The sequence below is a fragment of the Tolypothrix sp. PCC 7712 genome (assembly GCF_025860405.1).
Taxonomy (GTDB): Bacteria; Cyanobacteriota; Cyanobacteriia; order Cyanobacteriales; family Nostocaceae; genus Aulosira; species Aulosira diplosiphon.
In genome coordinates, this window is the sequence record NZ_CP063785.1 from 6,619,367 (window position 1) to 6,637,553 (window position 18,187).

17 protein-coding genes and 3 pseudogenes are annotated in these 18,187 nt (G+C 42.6%); 8 read left to right on the forward strand and 12 right to left on the reverse strand.

The window, feature by feature from the left end:
• Positions 1-762 precede the first annotated feature (762 nt).
• A complete protein-coding gene (locus HGR01_RS27210) occupies positions 763-3,249 on the forward strand; it encodes a DUF3854 domain-containing protein (RefSeq protein WP_228045182.1) in 2,487 nt (828 codons plus the stop codon).
• 139 nt (positions 3,250-3,388) lie between these two features.
• On the opposite strand, the gene xisF is transcribed toward HGR01_RS27210, so the two are convergent.
• A complete protein-coding gene (xisF, locus tag HGR01_RS27215; protein ID WP_045868707.1) occupies positions 3,389-4,732 on the reverse strand; it encodes a fdxN element excision recombinase XisF in 1,344 nt (447 codons plus the stop codon).
• A 57-nt stretch (positions 4,733-4,789) separates the two neighbouring features.
• Here xisF and HGR01_RS27220 point away from each other — a divergent pair.
• Both HGR01_RS27220 and HGR01_RS27225 read left to right on the forward strand, forming a co-directional pair.
• Positions 4,790-4,924 (forward strand): annotated as a pseudogene (locus tag HGR01_RS27220) (nitrogenase); the annotation flags it as partial.
• A gap of 98 nt (positions 4,925-5,022) precedes the next feature.
• Positions 5,023-6,429: a site-specific integrase gene (locus tag HGR01_RS27225; RefSeq protein WP_045868706.1), complete on the forward strand. Its 1,407-nt coding sequence runs from the start codon at positions 5,023-5,025 to the stop codon at positions 6,427-6,429.
• Between the two features lie 468 nt (positions 6,430-6,897).
• Here the strand turns inward: HGR01_RS27225 and HGR01_RS27230 are convergent, their stop codons facing one another.
• Positions 6,898-7,173, reverse strand: coding sequence for a hypothetical protein (locus HGR01_RS27230; RefSeq protein WP_045868705.1), 276 nt, complete (start codon positions 7,171-7,173; stop codon positions 6,898-6,900).
• A gap of 152 nt (positions 7,174-7,325) precedes the next feature.
• Positions 7,326-7,577, reverse strand: coding sequence for a hypothetical protein (locus HGR01_RS27235; RefSeq protein ID WP_045868704.1), 252 nt, complete (start codon positions 7,575-7,577; stop codon positions 7,326-7,328).
• Between the two features lie 326 nt (positions 7,578-7,903).
• Here HGR01_RS27235 and HGR01_RS27240 point away from each other — a divergent pair, with 326 nt between their 5' ends.
• The 3 genes from HGR01_RS27240 (at position 7,904) to HGR01_RS27250 (ending at position 9,406) form a co-directional block, all read left to right on the forward strand.
• Positions 7,904-8,194: a hypothetical protein gene (locus HGR01_RS27240; RefSeq protein ID WP_045868703.1), complete on the forward strand. Its 291-nt coding sequence runs from the start codon at positions 7,904-7,906 to the stop codon at positions 8,192-8,194.
• 24 nt (positions 8,195-8,218) lie between these two features.
• On the forward strand, positions 8,219-8,614 hold the full coding sequence (locus HGR01_RS27245; protein ID WP_045868702.1) for a KilA-N domain-containing protein: 396 nt from the start codon (positions 8,219-8,221) through the stop codon (positions 8,612-8,614).
• A 63-nt stretch (positions 8,615-8,677) separates the two neighbouring features.
• Entirely contained in the window at positions 8,678-9,406 is a 729-nt protein-coding gene (locus HGR01_RS27250; protein ID WP_045868701.1) for a KilA-N domain-containing protein, read from the forward strand.
• Between the two features lie 680 nt (positions 9,407-10,086).
• Here the strand turns inward: HGR01_RS27250 and HGR01_RS27255 are convergent.
• Positions 10,087-10,248, reverse strand: coding sequence for a hypothetical protein (locus HGR01_RS27255; RefSeq protein WP_155539039.1), 162 nt, complete (start codon positions 10,246-10,248; stop codon positions 10,087-10,089).
• A gap of 529 nt (positions 10,249-10,777) precedes the next feature.
• Positions 10,778-11,071, reverse strand: coding sequence for a hypothetical protein (locus HGR01_RS27260; RefSeq protein ID WP_045868700.1), 294 nt, complete (start codon positions 11,069-11,071; stop codon positions 10,778-10,780).
• 129 nt (positions 11,072-11,200) lie between these two features.
• Here HGR01_RS27260 and HGR01_RS27265 point away from each other — a divergent pair.
• Positions 11,201-11,716 (forward strand): annotated as a pseudogene (locus HGR01_RS27265) (nitrogenase component 1); the annotation flags it as partial.
• Positions 11,717-12,085: 369 nt separating this feature from the next.
• Here HGR01_RS27265 and HGR01_RS27270 read toward each other — a convergent pair.
• From HGR01_RS27270 to HGR01_RS27285, 5 genes and pseudogenes are all read right to left on the reverse strand, one after another.
• Entirely contained in the window at positions 12,086-12,754 is a 669-nt protein-coding gene (locus HGR01_RS27270; protein ID WP_045868699.1) for a hypothetical protein, read from the reverse strand.
• A 105-nt stretch (positions 12,755-12,859) separates the two neighbouring features.
• A pseudogene (locus HGR01_RS41835) lies at positions 12,860-13,102 on the reverse strand (ACP S-malonyltransferase); the annotation flags it as partial.
• Between the two features lie 22 nt (positions 13,103-13,124).
• Positions 13,125-13,940 carry an SDR family oxidoreductase gene (locus tag HGR01_RS27275; protein WP_045868698.1) on the reverse strand — a complete coding sequence of 272 codons (816 nt, stop codon included), beginning with the start codon at positions 13,938-13,940 and terminating at the stop codon, positions 13,125-13,127.
• Positions 13,941-14,085: 145 nt separating this feature from the next.
• Complete coding sequence (locus tag HGR01_RS27280) at positions 14,086-14,670, reverse strand: YdeI/OmpD-associated family protein (RefSeq protein WP_045868977.1); 585 nt, start codon at positions 14,668-14,670, stop codon at positions 14,086-14,088.
• Positions 14,671-14,848: 178 nt separating this feature from the next.
• Positions 14,849-15,295 carry a hypothetical protein gene (locus HGR01_RS27285; RefSeq protein ID WP_045868697.1) on the reverse strand — a complete coding sequence of 149 codons (447 nt, stop codon included), beginning with the start codon at positions 15,293-15,295 and terminating at the stop codon, positions 14,849-14,851.
• A 138-nt stretch (positions 15,296-15,433) separates the two neighbouring features.
• Between HGR01_RS27285 and HGR01_RS27290 the strand changes: the two genes are divergently transcribed.
• Positions 15,434-16,033 (forward strand): hypothetical protein, encoded by a 600-nt coding sequence (locus tag HGR01_RS27290; protein ID WP_045868696.1) that lies wholly within the window; start codon positions 15,434-15,436, stop codon positions 16,031-16,033.
• 135 nt (positions 16,034-16,168) lie between these two features.
• Here the strand turns inward: HGR01_RS27290 and HGR01_RS27295 are convergent, their stop codons facing one another.
• Positions 16,169-16,747: a hypothetical protein gene (locus HGR01_RS27295; RefSeq protein WP_045868695.1), complete on the reverse strand. Its 579-nt coding sequence runs from the start codon at positions 16,745-16,747 to the stop codon at positions 16,169-16,171.
• 522 nt (positions 16,748-17,269) lie between these two features.
• On the reverse strand, positions 17,270-18,187 hold the full coding sequence (locus tag HGR01_RS27300; protein WP_045868694.1) for a DUF1350 family protein: 918 nt from the start codon (positions 18,185-18,187) through the stop codon (positions 17,270-17,272).

Below are 18,187 nucleotides of genomic sequence, written 5' to 3' on the forward strand. Positions count from 1 at the left end.
ATGGAATATTTTTATGACCAATGCCGCCTTGGAAAGTTTAGAAGCGATTTTGCTGCAACTGATCAGACGCGGCTGATGCATCGGTTAATGTTGAGCTATTGCACGCCAGTTACCGTAAAGTTACGGTAACTGGGATTCGACCCCGTAAAACGCATACATTTGGACAATTTTGCGATTCCATGTATTATTTTCCTGTGTTCTTTAAGATGAATTCCTATGTTTCCGGCAATCCTCTCGATTCAATTTCGAGTGCAGGATGCGCCCTCCAGGTCTAGGGTGAAAATGCAAAAAGCGCCCTCTGACTGGTAATCTAAGGCGCTTCTTGCATTCATTAAATTCAACGGCACTCCACTACTCGACAAAGTAGTGAACCGCTTTTGCTATAGAAATACTATCACTGGCGATCGCGGTTCAACAAGTGGGGTTGTCCAAAAGTAAACACAACTTTTAGGTACAACGAAAATGACGACCGCAATAATTGGGCGGGTTGTAACCGCCAATAGACTTACAGATAAGCATTATGAAGAATGCGTAACCAAGCGCGGGCTAAATCCCGAATGGATAGCTGCTAACTGCCGTTCGATGGACGTTAAGGAGGCAGGCGAGAGGTTGGGATATACAGCCAAATCAGCAGGGATTTGGCTAGAAGGTTACAACGGTTTTGGGCAGTTTCGCCCCAACAAGCCCTGGAAGGACGAGGACGACAAAGAGGGGAAGAAAGCGCCCAAGTACCGGACAGCGACCAAGGAAGATTATGACGCAATGCTGCCTCATAACCCCCATAACTCGCGCTACTGGGCTGATTTAGAGGCACTTAAGCAATTGTGTTGGTCAATCAATGGGTATCCTTGTTTGGGCATTACTGAAGGGCTATTTAAGGCGATCGCTGCCTGTTCTAACGATATTCCTTGTGTGGCGCTGGCTGGGGTAGAACAAGGACTGACATCAGCCAAGAAAGATGTGCAGGGCAAACGCTATCTAGTAGAAGCATTGGAAATGTTAGCCCGTGCTGGTTTTGGTTTCATTATTCTGTTTGATGCGGACGCACGAACCAATAAGGGCGTGGTGCAAGCCCAGCGTAAATTAGCTAACCAATTGGCTAAGTTTAATGTACCTGTGTACATCGGAACAGGTCTGTGGAGCGTTGACCAAGGGAAGGGGATGGACGAATATATCCAAAACAATGGCGCTGACCAGTTCAAGCGCGAGGTGATGGGCAAGGTGGTGGACTTTGCCAGTTGGGAGAAGCAATTTAAGGAGGAGAATGACCAGGAAGGCGATCGCATAACCCAGGCAGTTTTTATTCGGCAGTTTGCGGAAAACTACCGCGCTAGGCTGTCTTGGAATGTTCCCGCGAAGGCTTGGTACTGGTACGAAGCCAAAAACAAGGCTGGGGTTTGGGGTGAAATCCCAGGCGAAGAAGCGATGGACATTGTAATGACTGAGTTAGAAGCGCTAGGAGTTGACTTCTCCTCCAACTTCGTGGCGGGCGTTATAACCATGCTTAAAGCCAAGTTACGAGTGAACGACTGGGAGGTAGCATCTGGGCTTGTCTGTTTGGAAGATTGCGTGATTGATATTCGCACCCTAGAGGTCAAAGAACACCAGCCCGGATATCGTTTCCTCTCTCGTCTACCGTTCAAATGGAGTGACCGCGAGGTTGGGTGTGAGCCTATTAAGCAATGGTTACTAGAAACCTGCGGCAATCACATGGACTGGGTAGAAGTCATCCGGGCTGGCATGAACGCCACCATTACCGAACGCGGCGGCGAATTACAGCGCTACATGGAATTAATCGGCGCTGGCGGCACGGGTAAAGGCACTATCCTGCGCTTGGTGCAAAGCCTATTGGGTAAAGACAATTACGCTGTAACAAACCTCAAAGAGCTAGAGCAAAATCGGTTTGAGTCGGCTAAATTCTACGGGAAGAAAGCCATCTTCATTACTGACTCAGAGCGCTATGCAGGCGATGTAAGCCGATTAAAAGCCATTACGGGCGACGATGAAATCCCTATTGAGAAGAAAGGCGTACAGCAAACGGGTAATTATAGATTCCCTGGTGTAGTTTGGGTAGCCGCTAACGAAGCAATCCAAAGTTCAGATTATACCAATGCACTCTCGCGCCGCCGCCTCTCAATGAGCTTTGAGCGCGTCATTCCTCCCCATCAACGTCGCGACCTTATGGAGGAGTTTAAGCCGTATTTGCCAGGGCTGCTGTTTTGGGTGCTGTCGATGGTCGCAGATGAGGTGGCGGATTATGTTCGGAACACTGCCAAGCGCGTGCCTTCACTGGGAAGCTTTAGCGCCGAAGTCCTACTAGAAACCAATCCCCTTGCGAATTGGGCTGACCAGCACCTGTACTACGACCCCAACACTGAAACAAAAATCGGGGATGCCACAGGCGAGGCTGGTTACTGCCTTTATGCCAACTACTCGCAATGGGCATCAGCTAATGGGCAGGGTACGATGACCACCCAGCGCTTTTCTACAAACCTGCTTAACCTGCTCAGAACTCAGCTAGGAATTGACGCTAACAAGCGTAAGACCAACAGAGGGCGCTTCATTACTATGATTGGGATTCGCCAGCCTGGTCACGATTTCCCCCCACTTATTTCTGGGGTTAGTGACGACCCAGTGAAGATGTTAGTGACGGCTGAAACCCTTGCTAGTTATGATACTCAGCAAAGTGACGACCTTTTTAATAGTTCTTATAGCAACCAATCAGCAACCAATACTACTTGCTTGCAATCTATAGAGGGAGTTGAAGATGGTAATAATGGTCATTTTGCCCCAACATCATCACCCGTAAGGGTTTCAGGTCGTCACCAAGATGGCACAGAGTCGTCACCGAATCATTCTCAGGTCGTCACCAACCAGCCTGAAACCGTTATGGTCGCTACAAACCAAAACGCCCAAACCCTTACTAGTGATGATACTCAGCCGATTAGCAAGCAAATTATAGCCAATTGGAACGACTCGCAGGCGCTAGGAAAAATCATCTTGGCGATCGCCGACACTGAACAACTGCGTCAGGAAGTCAGGTTTTACAGCCCAGAGCAACTGAAGCATATTAAGGATGCTGCTAATGAAGCCTGGAAGCCTGGATGCAACTCTCACGGTGAATACTGCGGCGATAAGGTCGAGTTAATGGAGTTTGGACAGCAGAGGGATTGGAGGGTACGCGCTCTTGGCGGTGGCAGTATCGTTTCGGCAGCGCGAGGCAATGTATCGCCCTGGCTTGGTGTTTGAATCGCTATCCCGATCTAGCTGATACAGAAAATTTTGGATTTTTGATTAACCTTGAAATATCGCTTCAGGAGAGAAAAATGTCTAGGGAAGATTTTTTAAAGCGGCTAAGGAAACTTGCGATTGAGTTTTACGACCAACATCACGCAAACTCAACGGACGAAACATTACCAGTGGAATCTACAAACACCACCTCAACAAATGACCTGAACGCCTCCCGTAAATCGCTATCATCCAGTGATTCCCAAAAAGTCGCTTGAGAATATGACCAGGCTAGCTTAAGCCTGTCTGCGTCGATTCTAGAGGCAGATCTTAAGCGTATTTCCTCAGCATCTATCTGGGCTTGGATATCTTGTACAGCTGCGACAATGGCAGGATTGCTTGAGCCAAGTGCTACCAAGCCTGCCAACTGGTGTTTAAGGTCTATTAATGCTTCCGACTCTTCATTGCGATCGCTCACATTAGATTGCTCGGTAATTTCCTTTGACTTTTGGGTGATTCGTTCTATTACTTGCTGAGTTAATGTGGCGAGCCTCGCGTTGGTTTTGTTTGGGCAGAAATGAACGTTCTGGGCGTGCCTAGCGCATCTCATCCAGTGGGTTTCACCTGACTTGTAGCGAGATATCACTCTGTACATTCCGCCGCCACAGTGCGAGCATCTCAGCAGCCCTTTCAATGGGTAATCCTTCTCTTTCTTCCCTGACAGCCTCGGCTTGGTTTTGGTGTTTCGCTTAATCTGGTTGATTTCTGCCTCGGTTGCGATCGCCGTGTGGGTATTCCGGGTAATTTGGGGCGGGCGTGGATTTTTCGGGTTTCTGCGATATTCCATCTCGGTGAAGTATCGAGTATGACCAAGGATTGCAGGATTCTTCACCCAATGCCGCAATCCTGACAGCGAGAATTCAATGCCATGTTCCTCAAAGAGCAGCTTACTAATTGCCCCATAGCTGTATCCCTGCAATAGCAGATCGATAATTTTCCTAGCTATGGGAAAGTTGGTCGGATGCGGTTCCAGTTTACGATCGCTATTAAGCTGATAGCCAAAGCAGGCTTTTTGCAACTTACCTTGTGACCTAAAGTAATTCATTCCGTGGCGCGTGCGTTCGCTCAAAAGCCGAGACTCAAAGTCCGCTAATGCTGCCATCTGGGACGCGGAAAAGCGACCAAAGGATGAACTAACATCTATGGGTGCATCAAGAATCCGCAATATGATTCCACAATCATTAAACAATTGAATAGTTCTGATTACATCAATGTCAGAGCGTCCTAACCTGTCAATGCGAGTGATAATGACTTCCCTGACCTTCCCTTCCTTGATTAACTTCAAAAGCCTATTAAATTCTTTGCGCTTATCTGAACGCCCAGATTCCACGTCCACCAGCACCACTTCAGCGCCCGCCGTCTCCAGTCGATTTATTTGCTGCTTGAGCGCATCGTATTCTAAACTTTGTTCCACTGTGCTAACTCTGGCATACCCGTAAATCATAGCGATTGCGAAAAGTGTTAGTGTCTATGTCTTGTTAATCATACCGCGCCTTCAAGGTCTGGTGATGGCACCATCAACGAAATGATGCTGACACCAAACGTAAAAATTAACCTCATCCACTGCTATCGGTCGATGAACTACATCAGCCGTCACATGGAAGAGAAGTATGGTATTCCCTGTACAAAATATGATTTAATCTTACGTGATACCAGGATTTAGTCCACGTCTAACTTTGCTCAATTTAAACATTGTTCTAAATGGACTAAATTTTAAGACACATTTAAGACACAATGAAAAGCAAGGCACAGGACGTTTTTGAGGATTTCACTCCGCCAGCATCTACCGATGGCAGCTATCTAGGAACGCAAAAACAAATGAAGGCTACTCGGCAGCATCTGGAACGCAAATTTGAGAAAGGTTTGGCAGACACTAAGGCTCGGCTAAAAGCCGCCAAAGTGAAAGTGGGCTTAGTCGTGGCACGGGAAACTATTCAATTGCAAGCATCACTACCAATCAAGCCAGGCGATCGCGACACGAAAGGAACTGGTTTTAAGCAGTACAAGATTTCGCTAAATATCCCTGCAAGCTTGGACGGGTTGAAAACAGCAGAGGAAGAGGCGAACGAGCTAGGCAAGCTACTTGCCCGTAAACAGTTTGAATGGACTGACAAGTATTTGGGTAAAATCGCTAAGGTCAGCAACAAATCCCAAACCCTTGGTGATGTTTTAGAAGAGTTTGAAACCGAGTATTTCAAAACACGCAAATTAACAGAAAAAAGTAAACACACCTTTTCCTATTACAAAGACCATTTACGGCGATTTATTGGGCTAGATACTTTGTTGACTCAATCGGAGATTGATAAAAGAATTGCAGAATTGACCGGAGATTCTGCCAAATACAGCGCAGTGAAATCGTTGAAGGTTTTAAAATCAACTCTTAACTTAACTGGTTTTACTCTCGAACACCTTAAAGCTACACAACCAAAAAGTCAGTCTAGAGACATTCCCAGTGATGAAGATATTATCAAATATTATGAGTCTTTTCATCACTACTCTTTGACTAGGAGCCTGACAATTAGAAAGAGTTACTTAGACAGTTGGAAGATGTGGGAATGGGTATATGGAATGCTTGCTACTTATGGACTCCGCCCACGAGAACTGTTTGTGAATCCTGAAATTGATTGGTGGTTGAGTCCTGAAAATAAAGATAATACATGGAAGGTTCACCCAGATACTAAGACTGGTTACAGAGAAGCTTTACCGCTACATCCTGAATGGGTTTACTTGTTTGATTTAAAAAATCCAGAGTACTTGGAACTGTTAAAAGCTCAAACTGATGACAGAACCAGTTTTACAGATATCAATATTATTCGTGTTAATTGTTCATCATGGTTTAGGCGCGTAAAGATTCCGTTTACGCCCTATGACTTGCGCCATGCTTGGGCAATTCGAGCACATATTATGGGCATTCCAATTAAAGCTGCTGCTGATAATTTGGGGCATTCTGTAGAGATTCACACTGAGATTTATCAGAAGTGGTTCAGTTTGGAGAACCGGAAGAAAGTAATTAAGCAAGCAGTGGATAAAAAAGATGATATGGATGCCTTGAAAGAAGAGAATGCATGGCTAAGGGCTGAGGTGGAACGTCTCAGGAAAGCTCTGGCACGGCATCAAGTCAGTGAGGTGCTGTCGAATTAACTCACTACTGCATTTTTCGTTGCATTCTATTAGCAAGGCGCATCTATATTTTTTAGCATTCTGTTAGAAAATATCCCAAAATATAGGGATATTTCTGTTAAATGAACCCCTCAAAAATTTGTCTACAGTCGCCAAAAACCGCTTCTGACGGTGGTTTCAGCCGTCCACAGCCGATTGTTTTCCTGGTTTTGCTGTGGACGCTTAATTGTTGCATTGCAACCGATCTGTAACCTACCATGCAACCGACAATGGTTAAGGTATCGGGCCACTATAACTGTCCATGCAACCGCTTATTGTTCGGGTGTGGACGCTCAATTGTTTGGGTGTGGACAGATTATAACCACACTTAGAACCGAGCATAGTCCCTGCATACTGGCAGTATAACCCGGCTATGCTCGTACTATAACCCGGCTATGCTCGTACTATAACCCGGCTATGCTCGTACTATAACCGGGTTATGCTGGCACTTTACTGGCGTTTAAGTTCCTTGATGAAAGCCTCAATAGCTTTACCTGCCGTTGATTGCCTGCCAGTTTTTAGCTTGTCGAGTGTGCGATCGCGAATTGCTTCATGATCTGGTTGTACAGATGCATCTGCTGTCTGTAGCTGTTGCCTAAGTCGCTGGTTCTCCTTATCCAGTTGCTGAATGTATTCTTCTTTCCTTTCAAGGTTCTCCAGCAAAGCATCGTTCTCTCGCTCTGCGTCAACCAATTTTTTCTGTAGTTCTGCCGATACCTGCTTCATACACTCCTCTAGGCTGTGTCTCTCCTGGTGGCAGGACTGAAGTCTAGATTCTAGGCTCATAACTTGTCCCTCTAGATGGCTGACGGCTTCGCTATCAGCTACAGTTGAGTCTTCATTGCTTTCTTGCCCGGTAGTGGTTGTCTCCTTCTCTGCTACCGGGCTTTTGATTTTCCCCGCAGTTCCTCCAGTTGGGCTTCAAAGTGCGATCGCAGTTCAGCTAAAGCGTTTTCTACAGTTTCTAATCGTGTGTCTACGCTCGTAGACGACGTAGACAGAGGCAAAAAGCTTCTTACCAATCTTGCGGCTGTTTGATTAAGCGAACCTTCATCTTCTGGAGACTGTATCGCTTGCAATGCTTCTACTTCTTCATCGTTAAATCGAAATGAAATTACTTTGCTACCCATCCTGTGAACCTGCGTATACGCCTGTATACACAGGTTAGCTCGTTAAGCAGTGTTTGTCTACTGCCGTATACCTATGTTGACAAGTACCACAGATATCGTATACTCTTGTCTACATGGGTAAACAAGGTCGAGCAAGTAAATCGTAGTGTCGTGTTGCTCCCTAAGTGCGATCGCTTTTTTGGCGAGCTTCTGTTTCAATTAATGACTAATACCTGATGCCCAATGAAGTCAGGCGTTTAATTGCGCCCTGGAAGGAGAGTCTCTAACCTCTCCCCCACCAGCACGACTTCCCCCTTACCGTTTAACCACCAAGGAGACAATTTATTATGTTATCGCCAAGTACCCCCTTTTGGGGCATACCTTGTGGCGTGCCGCGCTTTTGGCGGCTGCGCGTAGCCAAAGATTTTTCTAAACCTGAATACTATATAGGTCAAACCGTGATCCACGTTGTCAAACGTGGCGATAAGACCAGCGAGTTTTTGGTTGATATTCGTGGTCTGTCATGGACAGGCTTTGACTGGCAGTATTTTATCGAAGTGCCTTCATGTCACCCAGATGCTAATCCACCCTGGGAAGAGACCGCTTGGGTTGATGCTAAAGAACTCAAGCTGCAATAGCCAATTAAAAATCAGGAGAATTACATGTCACAGATAGAGCATTTCAACAAATTACTGCAAGACACACGGCGAGACGACGGCTATGTCAACGCTACCGAGTTGTGTAAGCATTTTGGGTATCGACTGGATAAATGGAAGCGGTTGCCAAAAACAAAAGCCAGGTCAGAGGCGCTGAAAAGAACAGAGCCAAATACTGAACCTTGGATCGTTGAGCGAGTAGGTAAAACTTGGGTCACTTGGCTTCACCCAATCATGGCAGTTCACCTATTCAGCCACCTTGATCGAGGCTTTGCTATGCATGTAGCCGGGATTGCTTTTAGGTGCATGACTGCTGACCCAACGCTTGGTGCTGACATTGCCTCAAGGCAGGAAACGACCGAAGGGCTGGACATTATTAGCAAGGCACTCCAGGATCTCTAGGAGGACTAAAAAGCAATCCCCGCATAAGCTGGGATTGCTTAAAATTTTAAAAAGAAAAAATGTATGTCACAAATAGAGCGATTCGACAAATTAGTGCAAGACGCACGGCGAAATGACGATTATATCAACGCTACCAGATGGTGTGAACATTATGGGTATCGGCTCGGTAACTGGAAGCAGAAGACAGAAACAAAAGCTAAATTCGAGCAGTTGAAAACCGCAAATCCAAACACTGAACCTTGGATCGTTGAGCGAGTAGGTAAAACTTGGGTCACTTGGGTTCACCCAATCATGGCAATTCACCTAGCCAGCTACTTTGAACCAAACTTTGCTAACTATGTAGCCGAGATTTTTATCAGCTACGTCACTGCTGACCCAACACTTGCTGCCGATATTGCATCAAGGCAGGAAACGACTGAGGGGCGGGACATCATGAAAAAGGCAGTCCAAGAGCGTTACGAGTTCCTTAATTCTAAGTTAATGAGAGGCTATTACATAATCAGAGACGCTTGGGGAGATAAGTTACACTACAACACCTTTACTGGAGAGATTCAATTAAATGGTAGTCCTTTGGACTTAGAGTCTCTCAAATTCAAGCTTGACCTCGAACTTGATCTTAAGGTCGAACGTGAGGATACAAAACGAATCGTTGAGATTCTAGCTGTAGTTAATACCTATCCCTTAATGGATGCCGCGAATCAGCAGAGATTCGGCGAAAAGTATTCGCATTGGCTCAAGAGAAAAAACTTTGTACCAACGAAAGAGTATCCGACACCGCCAAAGTTTTTGTAAGGTTCGGTCTTTGGGATACCCCCCCCGGTTCGTGACTGGGGATATTTTTTAGGGATCTACTGCCCTTGAATTTTTGACTTACTTAAAATAGAAAAATTTAAAAAGTTTAGAAAATATCTGGATCATCTGGATCATCTGGATCAAGTCTTATACAGCAAGGGTTTGAAGATGATCCAGATATTGAAATGTATCTGGATCTATCTGGATCACTTAGGTCAGATATCTCATTTATGAGTTAGAAAAAGTACATTCACCTGTTGCTAATACGGCTAAAGCAGAGATTAATGGGTGTGCAGAGATACAAATCTTTCTATCAGTGATGGAGATGATCAGAATTTGACTACCGCCTGGACTAGTAAGTCAAACTTTTTCTGTCGGTGATGGAGACGATCAGAATTTGACTACCGCCTGGACTAGTAAGTCAAACTTTCTGTCAGTAATACAGATGTATCTACTTACTTCATGAGTCAGTCAAAAACAGCACACTTGCCTGCTGTTAATACGGCTGAAACCAAGGTCAATGGTGTATAGAGTTACATCTTTCGGTTGACAATAATCTAGGTGATCCAGATAGATCCAGATACATTTCAATATCTGGATCATATTCAAACCCTTGCTGTATAAGACTTGATCCAGATGATCCAGATGATCCAGATATTTTCTAAACTTTTTAAATTTTTCTATTTTAAGTAAGTCAAACCTGCAACTTCACCCACCTGTCGTTGACTAGCCGCTAACTTCCAACTTCCAATAGCTGGCTGATGAAGTTGGAAGTTACTGCAACGTGCATCGCTAAGACCAGCCGCCGCCGATTGTGTACAAAAACGTCGGGCGATCGCCACTCAGCGAGAAGGTCAGCACGCGATCGCTTTGACGGTCTTTGGGACTAAAGCGATTTAGCGATACCTTAAGGTGTGACTAAAACTCTGGTGATTAAATTCGCGTGAAACCTATTAGGTCTGGACAGAAACGTCTACGGTTTTTAAAGGCATCTCTTTGGTGCTGGTGACACGTTGCATACTTTGGAAAGGTTATACCTTCCCCTATGTCACGGAATGAGCGCGTACTTTGGAAACCTGATCAGGGTTCTCTGTGTCGCGCAATGCCGCTAATTTGCACGCATTAACCAAAGACAAGTAAACTTATCCTCTGACGCGTTTCGCATCGACCACTATACTAGTCCCCGAAGCAGTTCACACTTCATTGCAATCCTTCCTCGACAAGTAAACTTGTGACTGGTGCAATTCTTCCAAATTCGCTGACGGATAACATATATGTTGTCCGACAAATATTTGCAAAAAAATAACGCCACACACTTCACACTGCAAGGAACTCTATAAGGTTCCGTGTTTTGAAATGTGAGCCGCACAATTACGCCGCACCCAATCGGGAACGAAGTAACTCGTTAGAGCGCTGCACCCTAGTGCAATACACACAGCAATTCCCCCCAGCGAACTCTTCCAACGGCAAAGCCTGAGCCGCGCGAATCTTACGTCCGCACAACGTCAGCCAAGTTTCTTCGTTGGGACTTTCTTCCGTCAAGTGAATTACTCCGGTAGTCGCCATCCGCCGTCCCATTGTTACAGTCATTGCAATCACTCGTTTTCTACCTTTATCCATCGGTTCTAGCTGATGGCCGTAATCTTTGGCGTGATCGTAAGCCACAATTTGCAAATCAAATTACCATTGCGCTGGGGTTTTAGATGTTTAAATCATGAGCTTTAAGACAAAAATAAGCTACACAAAACGCAGACTTATAAAAGCATTGATATATAAGGTTTTTAGGCTTTAGTCTATTATATTCCCTGGTTAGAATACAACTTCTTTGGGCCTACTAAGATTGCTGAATCCCTCCGGGAAATCGCTTCTAAGTTTGACTCTAAGATCCAAGAAAACGCTGAGAAGATCATTGCTAAGTACCAGCCTACAATGGATGCGATCATTTCTAAGTATCGCCCCCGTTTGGAAGGTAAGACCGTCGCTATGATGGTTGGTGGTCTACGTCCTCGCCACGTTGTACCCGCTTTCTATGATCTAGGTATGAAGATGGTTGGTACAGGTTATGAGTTTGCTCATAACGACGACTACAAACGTACCACTCACTACATCGACAACGGCACCATCGTTTATGACGACGTTACCGCTTACGAATTTGAAGAGTTTGTTAAAGCACTCAAGCCAGATTTGATTGCTTCTGGTGTGAAAGAGAAGTACGTTTTCCAAAAGATGGGTCTTCCTTTCCGTCAAATGCACTCTTGGGATTACTCCGAACCTAGCGATGCCTGCGGCGGGCTTCGCCTACGCTCTTAGAACTCAAGATTATACTAGGTTTTTTGGCAGCCGTAGAAAAAAGCTTTCATTTCTAGCCTAAATGTAAGTTACAGCATAATCGACTGATGATAACTGAAACAATATAGCCCTTACTCTGTCTGGTTTTGAGATATTGCTGGCATGAGTTTTAAATTAAGACTGTTAAATCAAAAACTAATTTAAATGACATTTTTTAGATTAAATGATGCGATCGCTGTTTGGATTAGATTTTTTCGGATTGATTAGATGATTATAACCCCACTTACTGAATGTATTTGGAAGAATTTGTTGGTATTATTTGAGATACTTTAGGACGATTAAGTAGCTACTTTGACGAAGCCTTACACCGCTAGAAGATGATAAGTTTAACTATTTTGAACCACCATAACCTTTGCCCTCTGCTCTTCGTTCATCCATAATGTCTTCGAAAATTGAAGATTCTTCAAATGTGTGCACTGGAGAAACCTCTCGAATGGGTTGAACATTTTGTCTCCTTAATTTTTTTCTAGCTTCTTCTTCCTCTTTTGCAAGCGCAACACTTCTCCAAAAAATCTCTCTTATTTGCTGTATACTTTTTGGCTGAATTATATATCCTTGATGTTTCCTATTCGATTGTAATTTTTTTGCTTTTTTTTGCTTTTTTTCTTTACTATTTTTGTTACCTGCTGCATGTTGCGGTACTCTGCTTTTTTTACTTTGCTCAATTTTTTTTAGATTTGAAATCGATTTTTGCTTCTCTAATTTTCTCTTTTGCCGAGAAATTTCAAGTTCTCTTCGCTCTTCTTCAAGCCTTAATTTTATTTCAGGTTTTTCTAATAAGCAGTAAATTTCATCAAAAATATCACCCCAAATTTCCCTAATTTTATCTTGTTTTCCATTGATACAAGCATTGATGAACCGAATACGATTAAAGTTTTCATCTGTTATCTTTCCTTCTATATGAAGTGCTTTACAGAATTTAAGGTAAGTATTAAGAACTTGAACCGCTTTACTTTCTCCCATTCCCATTGCTAAAGAAGCCCTGATAGGATTCAACATATTTGCTTACATATAGTATTCCCTGAGCAGATTGTGGTCTAACAAATAATCGAGTAAACAGTCTACTACTTCTTTTAAGATACAAAGTTAGGTTTCCGCAAACTTTTAATGTTGGCCGCTTGATGGGATGAAAAGCCGACTCATTGCCCTATAATCATCAATGTCAAATACGATTTCAACTAAACGAGTTGTACAACCCTGTCGATACTCAGATTTATTCAACAGGTAATGATGTAGGAGTAATTTCTTCACGCATAACTTGTTCCAAAGAGTTCTCGCCCTTCATACTCCGATTGGCTGTCAACAGTATCATCTGGTTTGATTGAGCAAACGCCAGACTACGCGATCGCCTAGTTCTCAAAATCTGATATTAAATTTTATAGACACTTTTGATGATTGAAAAATACCAACTATCAGGCAGCAATTTACGCAGCATCAGCAGAATTGGCGCAGGTTGACCTACAGAATAACGCATTTTGCGACTGCGATCGCACGCCGCTTGAAAAATTGCCTTAGCAACTAGTTCAGGTGGCTCACCATTTTTACCAGCTTCCTGGGAAACCTTTTCTACGATGTCTACCAAAGGTTTATACATGGGTAAAGCATCACTCGTGATAAACTGGCGACTGCTGCCATAAAATTCTGTTTTAATTACGCCTGGTTCAATGATTTTAATTTTGATATTGAAGGGTTCTAATTCATAATGTAAGGCTTCGCTAAATCCTTCTACTGCCCATTTAGAACTGTGATAAATGCTATATAAGGGGAAAGTAACTCTACCCCCCATACTGGCGATTTGAATAATTGTACCGCCACCTTGTTGGCGCATATAAGGAATGATGGCTCTGGTGACGCGCATTAATCCAAACACATTAGTATTGAATTGCTGCTCTAGAATTTCATCTGTCATGGCTTCAAATACGCCATCGAAAGCAAAACCTGCGTTGTTAACTAAGACATCAATTTGACCAAAATCTTGAATAGCAGATGCGATCGCAGTTTGAATACTGTTATTATCTGTTACGTCTAAGGAATATAATTTGATGTTGGAGATATTGCACAAATCTTTGTCTTGGCTAGGGTTACGCATAGTTGCAGCCACATTCCAGCCTTGTTGAGCAAAGTAGATTGCAGCCAGTTTACCAATACCACTGGATGTTCCGGTAATAAGGACTGTTTTAGGCATCGCTTTGGAGAATTTACTGTAAATAATCGACTATACTCTAACTTCGAGCATAATTGAGCAAATATAGTCCAATCTCAATTGTGTCCTCAAAAAATATTATTTTCAGTTAGATGTTTACTTATTTTCTTTCTTGCTTTCCCTAATCTCAACGGAGCAAGGGATTTTTATTCTGCGCTACTGAAATAATAGTTTGCTCGATTCTTTTTAACCTTGTCTCTGGACGTTTAGCACTTTCAATCCACTTGAGGATATTTTTCTTAGTTGATTTACTAAAAGCTGCAAAATATTGATTAGCAGTTTCATTTGCTGCTAATGCTAGTTGTAAATCTGCTGGGATTGTTAATGCTTCAATCGCATCTAAGCTAACCCAAAAACCATTCTGTTTGGCGATTTCAATCTTTTGCAATCCCGCTTCAGTCATCAAATTTTGGGCAATAAGTTCTTCAATATATTGCTTATTTAACTTTGACCAAACACTTTTTGGCTTGCGGGGTGTAAATATTTGCATATAGCGTTCTGTGTCTATAGTTTTGACTTTGCTATCAATCCAGCCAAAACATAAAGCTTCTTTTACGGCTTCGCTATATTTAACGCTTGGTTTACCACTTTTAACTTTATAGTAAATCAGCCACACACCAATAGAATTTTGATGATTTTTCTGTAACCATCCTCGCCATTCTTGACGGTCTTGGGCGTAAACGGTTTCTAGTTGATTTTCAAATAATGTCATAGCATTTTTAGCCACTATAACATGGTATAAGGACACAGCATTGCTGTGTCCCTAAGAGATGCCCTATAGTAATCCTAAATGAGTGTAACATTAGATGAAGGGTTGTCAACAGTTAACAGTTAACAGTCAACAGCCAAAACCGATATCTTTCGCAACTAAAATAGGATTGCTAGAGTAACTATTTGCTAAAAGCATCTTTGACGTTATCAACAGCTTTTTGTACAACATTCTTGGTGTTGTCTACTGCTTTTTGAGTGCGAGCTGCATCTTCTTCTGCTCTCTTATGAATTGTAGCGGCATCTCTCTTAGCTTTGCGCTCAACGAAACTACCATTGTTATCGGTTGCGTCTTCAACTTTCGATGCATTGCTTCTGGCAGCTTCCTCAACTTTATCTGCGGTTTCTCTGATAAAATTTTTGGTGCGTCCAGTATCTTCGCTAACTTTACTTTTTACGCGATCGCCGTTGTCAATGGTTGCAATCAAGCTTGCTGGATCAGCCATTGCTGTATTGTTGGCGAAAAATGCACCTTGCCAAGCAAAAGCCATTGCTAAAGCACAAAGCAATGCTGTAGTCATCCAGTTTTTTACAGTAGAAATCACCTTTGTGAAATAATTTAGTTGCATAGAATACAATCTCCATTAGTTTTCGCATTCTATTTTTACTTCAGATGGCTCATCAGCCAAATCTTGCTCTAGGCAGAGGTTGTATCATCAAAAGTTATTAGTTAAATTCAGTCTTTCGATAGTATAAGGTTAATACCAATGGCTTATAGCGACTTTACTCTGAATAAGTTTAAAAAGGATTTCAATATTTATATTGATGAGGAAGTTGATTTATTTGCTGATATTGCACCTAGAGAAATAAGCGATCAACTTTTAACTACTCTAGAAGAAACTACAGAGCTAGCATTAGCGATTAATACAGAAAAAGCTAGGTCTGAAATGATTATTACACCTATTTTATTAGAAATTAGGCGGCAGGCTAACTATCAAATTAGTCTATTTTCTGGCTCAGATTTTAATGTTGATGCAGAGAAAGGACTAAACGGATATTGTGATTTTGTGATTAGTCGTTCTAAAGAACAGCTAACAATTAATGCACCTGTAATTATTATTGTTGAGGCAAAAAATGAAAATATTAAAAGCGGCTTAGGTCAATGTATGGCAGCAATGTTAGCCGCACAAATTTTTAATGAACAGGAGAAGAATGAAATAAAAACTATTTACGGAGCAGTAACTACGGGAGATATTTGGAAATTTATGAAGCTAGAAGGTGTTAATTTATTTGTTGATTTAAATAACTATTATATTAAAGAATTAAGTAAGATTGTCGGGATTTTATATCAAGGAATCCAAGGATGACAACTCTCCGGGCTAAAAGCCGCGGAGATTCTTAGCGGTACTAGTGGTCTGTCAAATTCATTTTGACTGTTAGAGAGACGCGATAAATCGCCGTCTCTACAGAAATCTATCCGTCAATTATTTCTTGACAGACTACTAGTCTGGATAAGCTAAACCAGTTCTGGGGTCACGAATATATAATCCTAATGTCAAACTACGGATGGCTTCATCCCAAACAGGTATGAGCTTTTCGGCTTGATCTGCCCAATAATCAAAGGTAATCAAACACTGAATATTCGACCCCAAAGCAATGCAAGTGCGCGAAAAAGCTTCCCGTGGTTCTGCTTGGGTGTCGATAAACTTAATCTCTGTCCAGACAATCTTGGCGGTTTGGCGTTTGACGGTGATGATTTCTCCTCTCTCAATGACATCGCGGCTGTCGTCATCCATAATTTTTTTCAATGTGGACTTGAGGGGAAACATACTCCAGTCGTTAGGAGGGAGATGATTAAAAGATACTTCTAAGCAACAATCATCATTGGGCGGTTTTTTATCGAGGAACTTAAATGATTTTTCTTGCGGCTCAAAATGCCAATTTTGCGGAACATTGAAGCGCACAGCCCCGCGATTAGCTACAAAAATTTTGTAACCTGATGGTGATTCCCAGTGATGATCGGGTTTTAGTTCAAGCGTTTCTTTAATCCACTGGAGATTGCTTTTTTTACGCTTTGTCATAGTGTTTTTGCAAATCTGCGGAAGAGGTGCGTGCGATCGCGCCTTTCGGTCAATGATATCAAATTTATGGGGGTTGGGGACTGGGGATTGGGGACTGGGGAACTCGGGGCCCCCTCTGGGGATAAGGGGTAATGGGGACTGGGGATTGGGGATAAGCGATTTTTGACAGACGCGATTCATCGCGTCTCTACAAGGTTTAACTATGAATCCTCTGCCATTCCCTCAGATTTTGGCTTACAGCAATGTTAAGAAAGATGTGGGTAAGATAGCCCACGGGGAGAGGGGAGCAAGAGATTTAGTTCCCCTTCTCCTGCGGGAGAAGGGGTTAGGGGATGAGGGCGCGAGGTATTTGTACAACGCCCGCCCTATATAGCTTTTAGCTTAAGTTGACACCAATGGGTAGTGCCTTGCCCTCTAGAATACATTAATGTGTCGCAAACATTATTTAAATTAGTCTAAGTAAAGACATAAAAATTTTGTGTCTTTACTCATCAAATACATTTTCTTGAAAATAGGTATAACTTATGTCTGACGCTGTTTTAGCTGAATGATAAATTGCAGGACATATTTCTCAAGTAATCTACGGCTGAGTAAGGCGATAAACTTATCAAAAGGGTTGAAATCTACAATATATTTACCGACTCTTACACCTAATGGCTCTAAATGTTTGCCTGCTAACTCTTGATGTAGAAGTGAAAATTTTCTAGTTTTTAATTGTTGAAGCAACCACAATACATCACTATTTTCGCGGGTTTGCTTGTCTTTGAATTCATCAGTGATACTACCAGCTAAATTATCCCGATTAAAGGAAATTAGAGCCGTTAGGTTAAACAAAAGGCTGCGCTCAATAAAACATTGAGTTTGTTCTCTGGTTGGAAGTACACCTAACCCAAGTTTGTCGAGAAATTGTGCGATCGCACGTATAGGAATTGCGCTTTCTGTATTGCTAATATCAGGTGCAATTAGTAAAGATGGTTGACTCAAAATAGAAGCATTTTCTAAATCAGCATTGGCAATAATCGTCTCAATTTGCTGAACAGCTTTCTTTTCCACACAAGACTCGATAATTTGTTGCCATTGCTGACCACTCATAAATTCTAGTAAAGCGATATATTTACAGCCTAAGCTATGTCCTATCCACAAGTAATTATCTTTTTTTTGGTAGCTCTCATCACCTGTGATTTTTGCCAATTCTTTACTAATTCTGTCCTGCTCCTTTAATAAATCAATTGCAATTGGCCAATGACGAAAGCTAAACCGGAAGGGTATCGCAATAATTGTATAACCTTCTGCATACAATGTTTGTAAAAAATATCGATAAAAAATAGTAGGGAAAGTGCCAAAAAAAGCCCCACCGATAAACTGAATTACACCTTTGGTTTCTGGGTGAATTGCTACCCAGCTAAAAGAAATTGGGATAAATTTAAAATTTGGCAGCAT